Origin of the sequence: Inhella inkyongensis (assembly GCF_005952805.1) — a bacterium.
In the GTDB taxonomy this organism is placed as follows: Bacteria; Pseudomonadota; Gammaproteobacteria; order Burkholderiales; family Burkholderiaceae_C; genus Inhella; species Inhella inkyongensis.
This window is the reverse complement of the sequence record NZ_CP040709.1, coordinates 1,550,029-1,563,692: the sequence shown is the minus strand read 5'-3', so window position 1 is coordinate 1,563,692 and position 13,664 is coordinate 1,550,029. Positions and strand designations below refer to the sequence as shown.

The 13,664-nt window shown below is 66.1% G+C and carries 15 protein-coding genes; 12 read left to right on the top strand and 3 right to left on the bottom strand.

Annotated features, from left to right (window positions below):
- Positions 1 to 23: 23 nt before the first annotated feature.
- Both flhD and FF090_RS07620 read right to left on the bottom strand, forming a co-directional pair.
- Positions 24 to 347: a flagellar transcriptional regulator FlhD gene (gene flhD, locus FF090_RS07625; protein WP_138856151.1), complete on the bottom strand. Its 324-nt coding sequence runs from the start codon at positions 345 to 347 to the stop codon at positions 24 to 26.
- A gap of 145 nt (positions 348 to 492) precedes the next feature.
- A complete protein-coding gene (locus tag FF090_RS07620) occupies positions 493 to 990 on the bottom strand; it encodes a tetratricopeptide repeat protein (RefSeq protein ID WP_138856150.1) in 498 nt (165 codons plus the stop codon).
- 532 nt (positions 991 to 1,522) lie between these two features.
- On the opposite strand from FF090_RS07620, the gene FF090_RS07615 reads away from it, so the two are divergent.
- The 8 genes from FF090_RS07615 to FF090_RS07580 all read left to right on the top strand — a co-directional run bounded on the left by FF090_RS07615 (position 1,523) and on the right by FF090_RS07580 (position 8,298).
- A complete protein-coding gene (locus tag FF090_RS07615) occupies positions 1,523 to 2,365 on the top strand; it encodes a flagellin N-terminal helical domain-containing protein (protein ID WP_138856149.1) in 843 nt (280 codons plus the stop codon).
- A gap of 352 nt (positions 2,366 to 2,717) precedes the next feature.
- Positions 2,718 to 3,563, top strand: a complete 846-nt coding sequence (locus tag FF090_RS07610) for a flagellin N-terminal helical domain-containing protein (protein ID WP_138856148.1) — start codon at positions 2,718 to 2,720, stop codon at positions 3,561 to 3,563.
- Between the two features lie 175 nt (positions 3,564 to 3,738).
- Positions 3,739 to 4,614, top strand: coding sequence for a flagellin N-terminal helical domain-containing protein (locus FF090_RS07605; RefSeq protein ID WP_138856147.1), 876 nt, complete (start codon positions 3,739 to 3,741; stop codon positions 4,612 to 4,614).
- A 112-nt stretch (positions 4,615 to 4,726) separates the two neighbouring features.
- Positions 4,727 to 6,160: a flagellar filament capping protein FliD gene (fliD, locus tag FF090_RS07600; protein WP_138856146.1), complete on the top strand. Its 1,434-nt coding sequence runs from the start codon at positions 4,727 to 4,729 to the stop codon at positions 6,158 to 6,160.
- 130 nt (positions 6,161 to 6,290) lie between these two features.
- Positions 6,291 to 6,731: a flagellar export chaperone FliS gene (fliS, locus tag FF090_RS07595; RefSeq protein ID WP_138856145.1), complete on the top strand. Its 441-nt coding sequence runs from the start codon at positions 6,291 to 6,293 to the stop codon at positions 6,729 to 6,731.
- Positions 6,732 to 6,776: 45 nt separating this feature from the next.
- Positions 6,777 to 7,076 (top strand): flagellar protein FliT, encoded by a 300-nt coding sequence (locus FF090_RS07590; RefSeq protein WP_138856144.1) that lies wholly within the window; start codon positions 6,777 to 6,779, stop codon positions 7,074 to 7,076.
- A gap of 41 nt (positions 7,077 to 7,117) precedes the next feature.
- Positions 7,118 to 7,825: a PilZ domain-containing protein gene (locus FF090_RS07585; RefSeq protein ID WP_138856143.1), complete on the top strand. Its 708-nt coding sequence runs from the start codon at positions 7,118 to 7,120 to the stop codon at positions 7,823 to 7,825.
- Positions 7,826 to 7,827: 2 nt separating this feature from the next.
- Complete coding sequence (locus FF090_RS07580; RefSeq protein WP_138856142.1) at positions 7,828 to 8,298, top strand: prepilin-type N-terminal cleavage/methylation domain-containing protein; 471 nt, start codon at positions 7,828 to 7,830, stop codon at positions 8,296 to 8,298.
- 6 nt (positions 8,299 to 8,304) lie between these two features.
- Here the strand turns inward: FF090_RS07580 and fliE are convergent, their stop codons facing one another.
- Entirely contained in the window at positions 8,305 to 8,622 is a 318-nt protein-coding gene (gene fliE, locus FF090_RS07575) for a flagellar hook-basal body complex protein FliE (protein WP_138856141.1), read from the bottom strand.
- A 111-nt stretch (positions 8,623 to 8,733) separates the two neighbouring features.
- Here fliE and fliF point away from each other — a divergent pair, with 111 nt between their 5' ends.
- The 4 genes from fliF to fliI are packed head-to-tail and all read left to right on the top strand — an operon-like array spanning position 8,734 to position 13,663.
- Positions 8,734 to 10,437, top strand: coding sequence for a flagellar basal-body MS-ring/collar protein FliF (gene fliF, locus FF090_RS07570; RefSeq protein ID WP_138856140.1), 1,704 nt, complete (start codon positions 8,734 to 8,736; stop codon positions 10,435 to 10,437).
- Between the two features lie 2 nt (positions 10,438 to 10,439).
- Positions 10,440 to 11,435: a flagellar motor switch protein FliG gene (fliG, locus tag FF090_RS07565; RefSeq protein ID WP_138856139.1), complete on the top strand. Its 996-nt coding sequence runs from the start codon at positions 10,440 to 10,442 to the stop codon at positions 11,433 to 11,435.
- A gap of 18 nt (positions 11,436 to 11,453) precedes the next feature.
- Entirely contained in the window at positions 11,454 to 12,230 is a 777-nt protein-coding gene (locus FF090_RS07560; protein WP_246071544.1) for a FliH/SctL family protein, read from the top strand.
- Positions 12,230 to 13,663 carry a flagellar protein export ATPase FliI gene (gene fliI, locus FF090_RS07555; protein WP_246071543.1) on the top strand — a complete coding sequence of 478 codons (1,434 nt, stop codon included), beginning with the start codon at positions 12,230 to 12,232 and terminating at the stop codon, positions 13,661 to 13,663. The genes FF090_RS07560 and fliI overlap by 1 nt, the downstream gene beginning before the upstream one ends.
- Position 13,664 lies beyond the last annotated feature (1 nt).

Below are 13,664 nucleotides of genomic sequence, written 5' to 3'. Positions count from 1 at the left end.
AGGCCCGGAGACTGGGGGTAGGTTTAAGCCGTTTCGCTGTGGCGGCCGGCCATCAGGATCTGCGCGTGCAGACGCGCGGTCTGCTCGTTGACGCTGGGCTTGTGGCTGCTGGTCAGCAAGTTCCACACCAGGTCATCTTCCATGCGGAAGCGGCACAGCAGGGTGCTGCCGCCGGCAAGCTTCATGATCTGCGCCGGAGAGAGCTGGGCCAGCAGGGTGGCGGTCTCTTCGGACAAACCCAGACGGTAGAGCGCTTGTTCACGGTCTGCGCGAATCAGGCTCTGCGCCAGCATCAGGTAAGACAGATTGGTCTCACGGATCTCAGCCAGGATTTGTTCGGGATTCACGGCTTGCTCCTTGAATTGCGTCAGCGGGTTGCGACACGATGGAGCGAATTCTGAAGAGCCCGAGAAAGCCTGGAAATCGGCCCTTTTCCAGCGCCGCCGTCGGTGGTGGCGGCGCTGGCGTGTCGGGCAAATTCCTACAGCCGGGTCAGCGCGCCGAGCTGCGCAACCGGCTCATCCGCGTCAGTTCGGCTTTCACCAGGGGCAGCAGCTCGGGCGCCTCAGCCATCAAGCTGGCGCGGGCCTTGCCGCGCAGCAGACGACGCAGCACTTGGGCCGCCTCATCGGCCTCGCCCAGACCGGACAGCGCAAAGCCCAAGGTGTAAAGACTGGGGCCATGGTGGCCCTGGGTCTTCAACGCGCCGCGGGCATAGGACACCGCGTGCGCCAACTCGCCCGCGGACAACAGCAGAGCCGCCATATCGCTTTGCAGATCAAAGCTCGTCGGCTGGGTGTTCAGGGCGCGCAGCAGCACGGAGACCCCGTGCCCCAGACGCCCACGGGCCGCTTCAGCGTAAGCGGCATTGCGCGCCGCCGCCAGCAAGGCCATGGCCTCGTTCATGGTCTGACCCGGCGCGGGCATCACACCGGCGGCCGCCATGCGGCGGGCCAGGTCGTTGTTGGGGGTGGCAGCAAGCATCGACATGGATCTCTCCGGTTGCGCCACCGATCAATTGTTCAAGTGAGCGCGGGCGCGCGTATCGGCAGCAAGGGTTGGGACTTTAGAAACTTCGCCCCCTGCGCAAGCGCTGGAAATGCGGGGCATTGGCGGCTCTGCTCGCACCATGCCGGGCGGTCGAGATGCCGAAATGCAAAGGGTGCGTGACCGCCAGCCCCCTAGCGGTCTTTTCCTTTCTCAGCGAAACCAGCGGAGCAGCGCGAGCAACCCAGACCCAGCGTGCGTGACAGCGATCACATGAACTAGGCGGATACAAGCCCCTCTTTTCAAAAGATCAACCCCCTTGACAGATGTCGCTCAAGTTTTCTTGCGCGGTGTCCGATAGCCATTCCAACGGATCTGGTGACGGATCTCGTTGTTCGGCAGACTGTGTCGGGGGCCCGAGGGCCGCGCTCATCCGAGGGCGGCGGGAGGACTTGTGGCATAGGGGGCGCCGAACGGGGGATTTCCCCATCCGGCGCCCGAGCCGGGCCTTGTTCATCGCTGAAAGGAACGCACCATGCCCGCCATCATCAATACCAACCTCACCTCGCTGAACGCGCAGCGCAACGTCGCTGGCAGCCAGCAAGCGCTCACTGTTGCAGTGCAGCGCCTTTCCTCTGGTCTGCGCGTCAACTCCGCCAAGGACGACGCCGCCGGCTTGGCCATTTCGGAACGCATGAATGCCCAGGTCCGCGGCATGAATGTGGCCATCCGCAATGCCAACGACGGCATCTCGCTGGCCCAAACCGCCGACGGCGCGCTGACCAAGACCGGCGACGCCCTGCAGCGCATGCGTGAACTGTCGGTCCAGGCCCGCAACGCCACCAACACCGCCAGCGACCGCACCTCGCTGAACCAGGAATTCCAGGAGCTGGCCGCAGAAATCGGCCGTGTGCTCTCGGGCACGACCTTCAACGGCAAGGCCATCGTCGGCGCCGATGCGGGTACCCTGCAGTTCCAGGTGGGCGCCAACACCACGGCCAATGACCGCATCTCGGTCACGACCACCAACATGGCCGGCAATGCCGACATCACCACAGTGACCGGTGCCACCATTGCCGTGGCCGATGGCTCCGAGGCCGACATCGACACCGTGATCGACAACATCGACACGGCCATCGATACGGTCAACAGCGAACGGGCCCTGTACGGCGCCACGCAGAACCGCTTTGACGCCGTGGTCAGCAACCTGATGATCTCGGCCGAAAACCAAACTGCATCGCGCAGCCGCATCGTGGACGCCGACTTCGCCATCGAGACCGCCAACCTTTCGCGGGCGCAGATCCTGCAACAGGCCGGCACCTCGATGATTGCTCAGGCCAACGCCTTGCCGCAGCAAGTGCTGTCCTTGCTTCGATGACGCCTGGCCGGCATCGCTGACCTCTGGTCAGGCCGCCGGCCTCTCTGCCTCGCAACAGGCGGAGCTCATCCAAGAAGCGGACAACCTGAGCCCACCAGCACAAGCACCTCCTTAGCCACCACCCCTCTCGCGCCGGGTGGTGGCCCTTTGCCCCAAACTCTCATTCGTGAGAAAAGGCAGGGAAAAGCGGTCTTGTTCTGCCTGGGCCTCAAGTCGCCCTGCCTCGGGTCGAAAACGGATCCATCGGGATCGCAGCCGCTCAGCGGCACCAGCCTCCAAACCCTTGGAGTGCAGGTCGCAACAGCTGCATGCCGTTGTGTCTCCCAACCGTTTCACCTGATAGGAGTGCGACATGCCTGCCATCATCAACACCAACATCGCTTCGCTCAACGCGCAGCGCAACACCGCCACCAGCCAGGCCTCGCTGCTGGTGAGCACGCAGCGCCTGTCCTCAGGCCTGCGCGTCAACTCGGCCAAGGACGACGCGGCCGGTTTGGCGATTGCCGAGCGCATGAATGCTCAGGCCCGCGGCATGTACGTGGCCATCCGCAACGCCAACGACGGCATCTCGCTGGCCCAGGTGGCCGAAGGCGCCCTCTCCAAGGTGGGCGACGCGCTGCAACGCATGCGGGAACTCTCGGTGCAGGCCCGCAACGCCACCAACACTGCCAGCGACCGTGTGTCCCTGAATCAAGAGTTCACCGAGTTGGCCAACGAGATCGGCCGCGTGCTGGCTGGCACCACCTTCAACGGCAAAGCCATCGTCGGCGCGGGCGCCGGCACCCTGGACTTCCAGGTGGGCGCCAACACCAGCGCCAATGACCGCATCACCTTGACGACCACCGACATGGCTGGCAATGCGGACATCACCACGGTGACCGGCGGGACCATTGCCGTGGCCGACGGCTCCGAGGCCGACATCGACACCGTCATCGACAACATCGACACGGCCATCAACACAGTGAACGCAGAGCGGGCGACCTACGGTGCCACCCAGAATCGCTTCGAGGCGGTCATCAGCAACCTGATGGTTTCGCATGAGAACCAGATGGCCGCCCGCAGCCGCATCGTCGATGCCGACTTCGCGGTCGAGACCGCCAACCTGAGCCGCGGCCAGATCCTGCAGCAGGCGGGCACGGCCATGATCGCCCAGGCCAACTCGCTGCCCCAGGGCGTGCTGGCCCTGTTGCGCGGATGATCTAGCGAAGCAAGCGCCACCCGGCCTCAGCCACGGAAAGCCCGTGGTTTGAGGCCTTTTTCCGTGGATCGGGTCGCCATCCGCACTCCAAAAATCTGCCCCATCGAGTCCGGCCTTTGGGCCACTCGGGCCGACCGCTGTTTCTGGCGGCGGCAACGCAGCAAGGAGTGCGGCCATGCCTCAGATCATCAATACCAACATCGCTTCGCTGAATGCGCAGCGCAACCTGAATATGTCGCAGAGCTCGCTGTTCACCGCGACTCAGCGCCTGTCTTCGGGCTTGCGGGTGAATTCAGCCAAGGACGATGCGGCGGGCATGGCGATTGCCGAGCGCATGTATGCCCAGGCACGCGGCATGGCCGTAGCCATCCGCAATGCCAACGACGGCATCTCCCTGGCGCAAGTGGCCGAAGGCGCGTTGGCCAAGGTCACCGACAACCTGCAGCGCATGCGGGAGTTGACCGTCCAGGCGCGCAACGCCACCAACTCCAACAGCGACAAAGACTCGCTGGACAAGGAATTCGGCGAGTTGGCCAAAGAGGTGCAGCGCATCATCCAGGGCACCACCTTCAACGGCAAAGCCATCCTGGCTCAGGCCGCCGGCACCCAGTTCTTCCAAGTGGGCGCCAACACCACCACCAACGACGTGATCGAGTTCACCACGGTGGATCTCTCGGGCCTCTCTGGTGCCAATGTGGTGACCGATGTGGTGGGCACGGACGCCACTGGTGCCGGTCGACGCACCATCGACAACACCCAGGATTTCGCCGCCCTGGGTCTGACCATCGATGCCATCGATCTGGCCTTCGACCTGATCAACAGCGAGCGCGCCACCTTGGGTGCGCAGCAAAACCGCTTTGAGGCGGTGATCACCAATCTGCAGATCTCGCACGAGAACCAGATGGCGGCCCGCAGCCGCATCATGGATGCGGACTACGCCGCCGAGACCTCCAACCTGAGCCGCGCCAACATCCTGCAACAGGCCGGCACCGCCATGGTGGCGCAGGCCAACCAACTGCCACAGCAAGTGCTGCAACTGCTGCGCGGATAAATTTTCTCCACAGCGGCCTAAAGTTCCGCCGCAGGCAGCCGAAAGCACATGGGCGAACCCCCATCCCGGGTGTTCGCCCGTACCCGTTTGAACGCAGCGCAGGAGACAGACCATGGCCACCATCACTTCCGCCGGCATCGGCAGCGGCCTGGACGTCGAGACCCTGATTTCCCGCCTGGTGGCCGCCGAGCGTGCGCCCATCAGCCAGTTGCAGCAACGCACCACAGGGCTCAAGACCCAGTTGTCGGCCTACGGCAAGCTGCAGGCCAGCATGGCCAGCCTGCGCGATGCCGCCGCCAAACTCAGCCGCACCGACACCTTCGGCGCCGTCACCGCCGCCTCCAGCGACCCCACCCTGGTCAGCGTCAGCGCCAGCAATGGGGCGCCGGCGGGTAACTACAGCGTCAAGGTGGACCGCCTGGCTGCCGCGCAGTCAATTGCCACCCCGGCCATCCCGTCCGGCTCGGCCCTGGGTAGCGGCACGATCCAGATCGATTTCGGCAAATACCTCACGGACGATCAAGGCAATGTCAACTTCGATGCCGATCCGTCACGCACCTCCCTGATCATCCCTATCGTCAGCGGCGAAGAGCAGCTCGAAAAGGTCCGCGACAAGATCAACGCCATGAAGGCGGGCATCGTCGCCAGCGTGGTCAGCGATGCCAACGGCTCGCGCCTGGTGATGCGCGGCATCGACCCCGGCGCGGCCAACGCGTTTCGCGTCACCGTGGCCGACGACGATGGCATCCCGGACGACAACACCGGCCTGTCCGCCCTGGCCTTCGACGCCAGCACCGGCGTCAACACCAGCAACCTGAAGCAGGCCGCCCAGAACGCCAAGGCCACCGTCGACGGGATCGAGATCGAGTCGGCCAGCAATGTGATCACCGGTGCCGTGGAGGGCCTGACCCTGACGCTGAACAAGGTGAGCGCCGACAGCGCCACCGTCACCGTGGGGCAGGACAAGGCGGCGCTCAAGAAAAACATCACCGACTTTGTAAGCGCCTACAACAGCGCCATTTCGCTGCTGCGCGACCAAAGCAAGTACGACCCCGGCAGCAAGACGGCCGGCCCCTTGCAGGGCGACAGCGCGGTCACCAGCATGCAAAACCAGCTGCGCACCCTGGTGTCCTCCAGCACCAGCCTGGGTGGCAGCCTTTCGCGTCTGGCACAAATCGGCCTGGATCCGGGCAGCGACGGTCAGCTCAAGATCGACAACACCAAGCTGGACGCCGCCATCGACAAGCCCTCGGACCTCAAGGGCTTGCTGTCGGGCTTGGACAGCAGTGACGCCGGCAACAACGGCCTGGCCCAGCGCCTGCGCACGCTGGCGGACAACTTCCTGGGCTCACAGGGCCGGCTGGAATTGCGCCAGAAAGGCATTCAAGAGCGCATCGAGGCCAATGCCGACCGCGAAGCGCAGTTGGAACAGCGCATTCAATTGGTGGAAAAGCGCTTGCGGGCCCAGTACACAGCACTGGACGGCACGATGAGCAAGGCCCAGGGCCTCTCCACGTACCTCAGCCAGCAGCTGCAAAAGCTCTGACCTTGCAAGATCCTCCGGGCTGCCGTGAAATCAGCGGCGGCAGACCCGGAAAAGCCCGCCAATTTCCCCTCCTGGCGCGCTCAAGTAGGACCCCGGACCGCCGAAAACCTGTCACAGCCAGGAATTCACCATGTACGGTCAAGCCTCCCCCTTCGCCCCCCGCAACTACCGCCCCAGCAATATGTACAGCCGGGTCGGGTTGGAAACCGAGGTGCACGGCGCCAGCGCGCATCGCCTTATCGGCATGCTGTTCGATGGCCTCTTTGACGCCATGGCCCAGGCCCAGGGGGCGCTGGCGAGCGGCAACCGCGAGCTCAAGGCCCGAGCCCTCTCACGGGCGGTGCGCATCATCGACGAAGGCCTCAAGGCCAGCCTCAACAAAGAACATGGCGGTGAGCTGGCGGTTCAACTGACCGAGCTCTATAGCTATTGCTGCCTGCGCCTGACCCAGGCCAATTTGCGCGATGACGTCAGCCTGTTGCTGGAAGTGCGAGGCCTGCTGCTGCCGGTTCGCGAAGCCTGGGGAGCGATTGCACCGCAGGTGGACAACGCACCGGCCGCCGCAGCCTGAGACCCGCCCCCTCCCATCGATCCCATTCGCCCGAGTCCATCCATCATGAACGCTCAACTGCTCAGCTACTACGAGGCCATTGAACAGGCCAGCGCCCAGATGCTCTCGGCCGCCCGGCATGGCGATTGGGACGAAGTGGTCAAGCTGGAGGGCGCCTGCGCGGTGCTGATCGGCCAGCTCAAGGAAGCCGCCAACGACCAAAGCCTGACCAGCGATGAGGCTCCGCTGAAGGCCCGCATCATGCAGCGCATCCTGCTCAATGACGCCGAGATCCGCCAGCTGGCCGAGCCCTGGATGGACGAACTGGGCATGAAGGTCAGCGCCTCGCGGGCCACCGTACACTGACTCCGAACCGCCCTCCTCCCGAACTGGGGCGGCCCGCCGCCATGCCCCAAGACGACAGCGATTTACTGATTGAACACCCCAGCGAGGTGTGCGCCTGGTTGGAGGAAATGGTCGATGACCAAGCGCCGCTGCACCTGGAAGAACCCGGCGGCCGCCATCTGACCCTGCAGCCCTTGCGCTTTGTGCGCACACCCGCTGTGCTGGAACTCAAACTGCCCGGCGTAGTGGCCCAGTTGCCGGACTGGCTGCTCGACGGCCCTGTCCACGCCCACGCCCTGCTTGACCGCATCCGGCTCGACTTCGATCTCGGCCGGCGCGCCCTGGCCGAGCATGAGGGCCTGCCTGTGCTGCGGCTGGATCTGCCCGCGCGGCTGCGGCGCCACCAGCGCCGTCAGGCCTTTCGCGTGCAGCCCGCCAGCGTGCACCACCCGCGCGCCCTGCTGCCGCGCGGCAGCTCCTTGCCCCTGCGCCTGCGCACCGCCGATCTGAGCGCCGGCGGCGTGGGCATCCTGTGGGCCGATGCACTGCCCCTGCCCCAGCCTGGTGATTTGCTGCCCCAGGTCGACATCGAGCTGGCGCGCGACCTGCGCATTCAGGTGCGCCTGCAGGTCCAGCATGTGCGCGCAGCACAGGCCGATCAGCCGCCCTTGGTAGGTTGCGCCTTTGTCGAGCTCAGCCCCATGGCGGAGCGCCAGCTCTCCCTGCACCTCAACCAGATGCAGCGCCGCCAGCGCAATCTGGAACGTTGAACATGCACCGGCGCGGCTTCAATCTCTTGGAGCTGGCCATCACCCTAGCCGTGCTGGCCCTGCTGCTGACCCTGGGCAGCGGCGCCTACAACGGCTACCAGCAGCGGCGTCAATTGCAGTTGGTGGCCGAGGCCCTGGTGCGCGACGCCCAAGCCGGCCGCGAAGCCGCCCTGGCCCACCAACGACCGGCGTTCTTGCGGGTGCAGGGTGGTCCGTCCAACTGGTGCTGGGGCGTGAGCGTGGCCGCTCCCTGCGATTGCCGCAACGCGGCGAGTGCGTGCCGAGTTGCACACAGCCAGGCGGGCCAACATCCACCGATGCGCCTGAACGGCGACGCGCAAGTCGAGTGGCAGCCGCAACGCGGCGAAACCACGGGCGCCGTGCAAGTTGAGTTGGAAAGCGTGGGCGGCCAACGGCGTCAGGTGCAGATCCAAGCGGACGGCCGCGCGCGGGTTTGCGACGGCCCGTGCTGAACTGCCTTACACCTGCATGTTCATGATGTCGGAGTAAGCCGACACCAGCCGGTTGCGCACCTGCAGCACCGCCTGAAAACCAATCTGCGATTTCTGCATCGCCACCATCGTCTCTTCCAGGCTGACGGTGGGGTTGTCCAGCTGCAGCTCGCGCTGCAAGGCCTGTGCCTTGCTTTGCTGCTGGCTGACGGACTGCAGCGCCACCTTCATGGCATCGCCAAAGTTGCCCGCCTCAACCGCCTTGGGCTGGCTGGCCGGCGCACTCAGGCCGGCCCGCGCCACCGCGGCGGCAAAGTCAAAGGGCTTGAGCTGGACCGGATTCATGATGGGCGACAGCCTAAGACCCCAAGCCAAGTTCCTAGACGCGAAAGAGCGGCGCCTTTATCGACTTGATTCAAGCCTTCTTGAGGGTGGCATTCCAAATAATCAGCCGCCATGGATACCGCCCTTGCCCCCACTGCGCCTGCCGAAGTCGTCCCTGCTGGCACGCCCAGCCTGGGTCAGCGCCTGCAGTCCCTGCCGCGTCGCAACCAACTCGGCCTGGGCCTCGGGGTGCTGGCCCTGCTGGCCGTGCTGTGGTTGCTCGGCGGCCGCAGCGCGCAGGGCGAATTCCGCCCCGTCTTCACCGGCCTGTCCGACAAGGACGGTGGCGCCGTCATCGCGCAATTGGCACAGATGCAAGTGCCCTACCGCAACGAGCCCGGCGGCACCATCCTGGTTCCGGCCAACCAGGTCTACGACGTGCGAATGAAGCTGGCCAGCGCCGGCCTGCCCAAAGGCAGCCTGGTGGGCTTCGAGCTGCTGGACAAGCCCTCGATCGGCCAGACCCAATTCAATGAGCGCTTGAACTTCCAGCGCGCCCTGGAGGGCGAACTGACCCGCACCATCACCGCCCTGGCCGATGTGGCCGACGCGCGCGTGCACCTGGCCATTCCGCAGCAGACCGGCTTCTTCCGCGAGCAGCAAAAGCCCAGCGCCTCGGTGCTGCTGCATTTGCGCGGCGGCCGCCTCCTGGACCGGGCGCAGATTGCCGGCATCGTGCACCTGGTCTCGGCCTCGGTGCCCGAGCTCAACCCGCGCGCGGTGAGCGTGCTGGACCAGACCGGCAAGCTGCTCTCCAACAACGAAGACGGCCAGGGCCAGCTCGGCATGGACGCGCAGCAGTTGCAATACAAACAAGGCCTGGAGGCCAATCTGGCCACCCGAATCCAGGCCCTGCTGGAGCCGGTGGTGGGGCGCGAGAACCTGCGCACCACGGTCACCGCCGACATCGACTTCTCGCAGAGCGAACAGACCAGCGAGGCCTACGCCCCCAACCAGGGCGGCAACGCCCAGCAGACCCTGCGCAGCCACACGGTCAACGAGAGCAGCAATGGCGCCAACCAGCTGCCCACCGGCGTGCCAGGCGCAGTGAGCAATCAACCGCCCGTGCCGGCCCAGGCACCCATCAATGGCGCCAGCGCCCCACTGCAGGCCACCCAGCAAGGGGCAGGCAGCAGCAGCGCCAGCAGTCGGCGCGATGAAGTTCGGAACTACGAGGTCGACAAGACCGTGCGCGTGGTGCGCAATGCCACCGGCACCGTCAAGCGCCTGACCGCTGCGGTGGTCCTGAACCATCGCAGCAAGACCGACGCCAAGGGCAAGACCACCACCGAGGCCCTGCCGCAGGCCGAGGTGGAACGCATCACCGCTCTGGTGCGCGAGGCCATCGGCTTCTCGCAGGAGCGCGGCGACTCTCTGCAGGTCGTCAGCGCGCCCTTTGTCGAACACAAGGTTGAGACACCCGATGTCCCCATCTGGCAGCAGCCCATGGTGCGCGAGGTACTGGGCAACGGCGCGGTGCCGCTGGCTCTGGTGTTGGTGGCCCTGATCGTGGTGTTTGGCATGGTTCGCCCGGCCATCCGCGCGGCCTACCCACCGCCGCCAGAAGTGGAAGGCCCGACCGGCGCGCCGGGCGCCACCCTGTCCGAAGTGGTGGGCGAACAGGCCGCCCTGCCCGAACCCGTGGCCCTGCCGCAATTGGAGGCGCCGCTGGACCAGACCAAGCTCGAACGCGCCCGCCAGTTGGCGCGTGAAAACCCCCTGGCCATGGCCAACATCGTCCGCGCCTGGATCAACGGCGAAGAACCGGAGTTCTGACCATGGATGACAAAGGCGTTGAGGACGCAGCGATCTTGCTGATGACCTTGGGCGAGGAAGAAGCCTCCGAGGTCTTCAAGCACCTGCAACCCAAGGAAGTGCAGAAGCTGGGCGAAACGATTGCCAAGCTCAAGGTGGTGCCCCGCACCCGCGTGGACGAGGTGTTGGAGCGCTTTGACAAGGTGGCAGGCTCGCAAAGCATGCTGGTAAGCGACACCGATGAGTACGTGCGCCAGGTGCTGCGCAAGGCCCTGGGTGACGACAAGGCGAATCTGCTGCTGGACCGCATCCTGCAAGGCAGTGATGTGTCCTCCATCGAAAGCCTGAAGTGGATGGACCCGGCTTCGGTGGCCGAACTGCTGCGCAATGAACACCCGCAGATCGTGGCCGCCATCCTCGCGCACCTGGACTTCGACCAGGTCAGCTCGGTGCTCAAGCTCTGGACCGAGCGCCAGCGCAATGAGGTGTTGATCCGCATCGCCACTCTGGACGGCGTGCAGCCCACCGCGCTGAAAGATTTGAACGAGGTGATGAGCCAGATCCTGGCCGGCGGCGACCGCATGAAGAAGAGCTCGCTGGGCGGCGTGAAGGCCGCGGCCGAGATCATCAACATGATGGGCAGTGCCACCGAGGCCTCGGCCCTGGACTACATCCGCGAGCTCGATTCGGAACTGGCCCAGAAGGTGATGGACAACATGTTCACCTTCGACGATCTGGAAAAGATCGACGACAAGGGCATCCAGTCCCTGCTCAAGGAAGTGCAGTCCGAGTCGCTGGTGCTGGCCCTCAAGGGCGCCAACCCCGATCTGCGCGAAAAGATCTTCCGCAACATGTCGACGCGTGCCGCCGAGACCTTGCGCGAGGACCTCGAGTCGCGCGGTCCGGTGCGCCTGTCCGAGGTCGAGGCCGAGCAGAAGGAAATGCTCAAGATCGTGCGCCGCCTGGTGGACGAAGGGCAAATCGTGCTGGCCACCGGCGGCGACGACCAATTCCTGTAAGGTTGACTGCGTGTAGCCATGTGGGAACCCCGCGCCATGAACGCCAAGACCGTGCGCAATGTGCCGCCGCCGCTCGGGGCCGAGAACCGGCCCAGCTATGGGCGCTTCATTCCCAGAGAGGAACTGGAGGGCGCCCAGGCTTGGCAGCCCGACAGCCTGGGCGACCAGCAAACCGCCCGGCCCCCCATCAGCGCGCCAGCCCCCAAGGCCGAACCCAAGCCCCCGCCCCCCCCGCCTCCACATCCGCGCGAGCTCTTGGCCGCCGCCCGCCAGGCCGGCTACCAGGACGGCTATCGAGATGGCAATGCGGCTGCCGAGGCCTTCAAGGCCCAGCACGCGCGCCAGGTCGCCGTTCAGCTCGGCGCCCTGGTGCAGAGCTTTGATGCCGCGTTTGGCGAGCTCGAAGCGCGCATGGCCGAAGCGCTGACGCACAGCGCCGTCGAGCTGGCCAAGCAAGTGGTGCGCGAAGAGTTGCGAATTCACCCGGAGCACATAGCCCGCATCGCCCACGACGCCGTCGAGGCCCTGATGCTCAGTGCCCGTCATGTGCGGGTCTATGTCAATCCTGCCGATCTGCCTCTGGTCGAGGCCGGCGCCGCCGACGCGCTGCGCAGCCGCGGCGCGCAATTGGTGGGCGAACCCAGCATTGAACGCGGCGGCTGCCAGATTGAGTCCGACATTGCCAGTGTCGACGCCCTGATTGCCAAGCGCTGGCAGCTGGCCGCCCAGCAACTGGGCACCCACTCCGCCTGGCATGAACCCGAAGCCGGCGACGGGCTGGTGGAAGAAAACTGATGGACGGACAGATGGACCCCAAGGCCCGCACCGCGCGCTGGGGCCAGTTTCTGGCCGACCTGCACAGCCACGCCCGCGAGCCCCTGCCCTTCGAGCCGGCCGGCAAGCTCACCCGCGTGGCCGGTCTGGTGCTGGAGGCCAGCGGCATTCAGGTGCCGGTGGGTTCGATGTGCGAGATCCAGATGCCCGATGCCCGGCCGGGCGACCGACCGGCACGCGCCGAAGTGGTGGGCTTCTCGGGCGACCGCGCCTTCTTGATGCCCACCGACGAGCTGCACGGCCTGGCCAGCGGCGCCCGCGTCAAGCCGCGCAACACGCCGCCGCGCCCGCCGCGTCTGGGCGAGGCCCGCCATCCCTGGCGCCGCGACGCCGACCGCGGCCTGCATTTGCCCATGGGCGCTGGCCTGCTGGGCCGCGTGGTCGACGCCCACGGCCACCCCTTGGATCGGCAGGGCCCGCTGCAGGATGTCGGCCGGGGCCCGATGCTGCGACGGCCCATCAACGCCATGGATCGCGACCCGGTGCGCAAACCGCTGGACACCGGCGTGCGCGCCATCAATGCCCTGCTGACCGTCGGGCGTGGCCAGCGCATCGGCTTGTTTGCCGGCACCGGCGTGGGCAAGTCGGTGCTGCTGGGCATGATGGCGCGCTACACCGCCGCCGATGTCATCGTCGTCGGCCTGATCGGCGAGCGCGGCCGGGAGGTCAAGGAATTCATTGAGGACATCCTGGAGGAAGAGGGCCTGGCCCGCTCGGTGGTGGTGGCCGCGCCGGCCGACGCCCCTCCCCTGGTGCGGATGCAGGGCGCGGCTTACGCCACCGCCATTGCCGAACACTTCCGCGATCAGGGCCAGCATGTGTTGCTGCTAATGGACAGCCTGACCCGCTATGCCCAGGCACAACGCGAGATCGCACTGGCGATTGGCGAGCCCCCGGCCACCAAGGGCTACCCGCCCTCCTGCTTTGCCAAGCTGCCGATGCTGGTGGAGCGCAGTGGCAACGGGCTGGCAGGCGGCGGCTCCATCACGGCCTTCTACACCGTGCTGAGCGAGGGCGACGACCAGCAGGACCCGATTGCCGATGCCGCCCGCGGCATCCTGGACGGCCACATCGTGCTCAGTCGCGAGCTGGCCGAGGCCGGTCACTATCCGGCCATCGATGTGGAGCGCTCCATCAGCCGCGTGATGCCGGCCGTGGCTCCCAGCCAGCACATCGACCAGGCACGGCGCTTCCGCCAGCTGCTGGCCAAGTACAACAAGGCGCGCGACCTGATCCAGCTGGGCGCCTACGCCCCGGGCCATGACCCCGACCTGGACGCCGCCGTGCGCCTGCACGGCGACATGAACCGCCTGCTGCAACAAGACATGCACAGCCCGGCCACGCTGAGCCAGGCCGTGGCCCAGCTCAGCGCGGTGCTGAACCAAGGGACTTGAA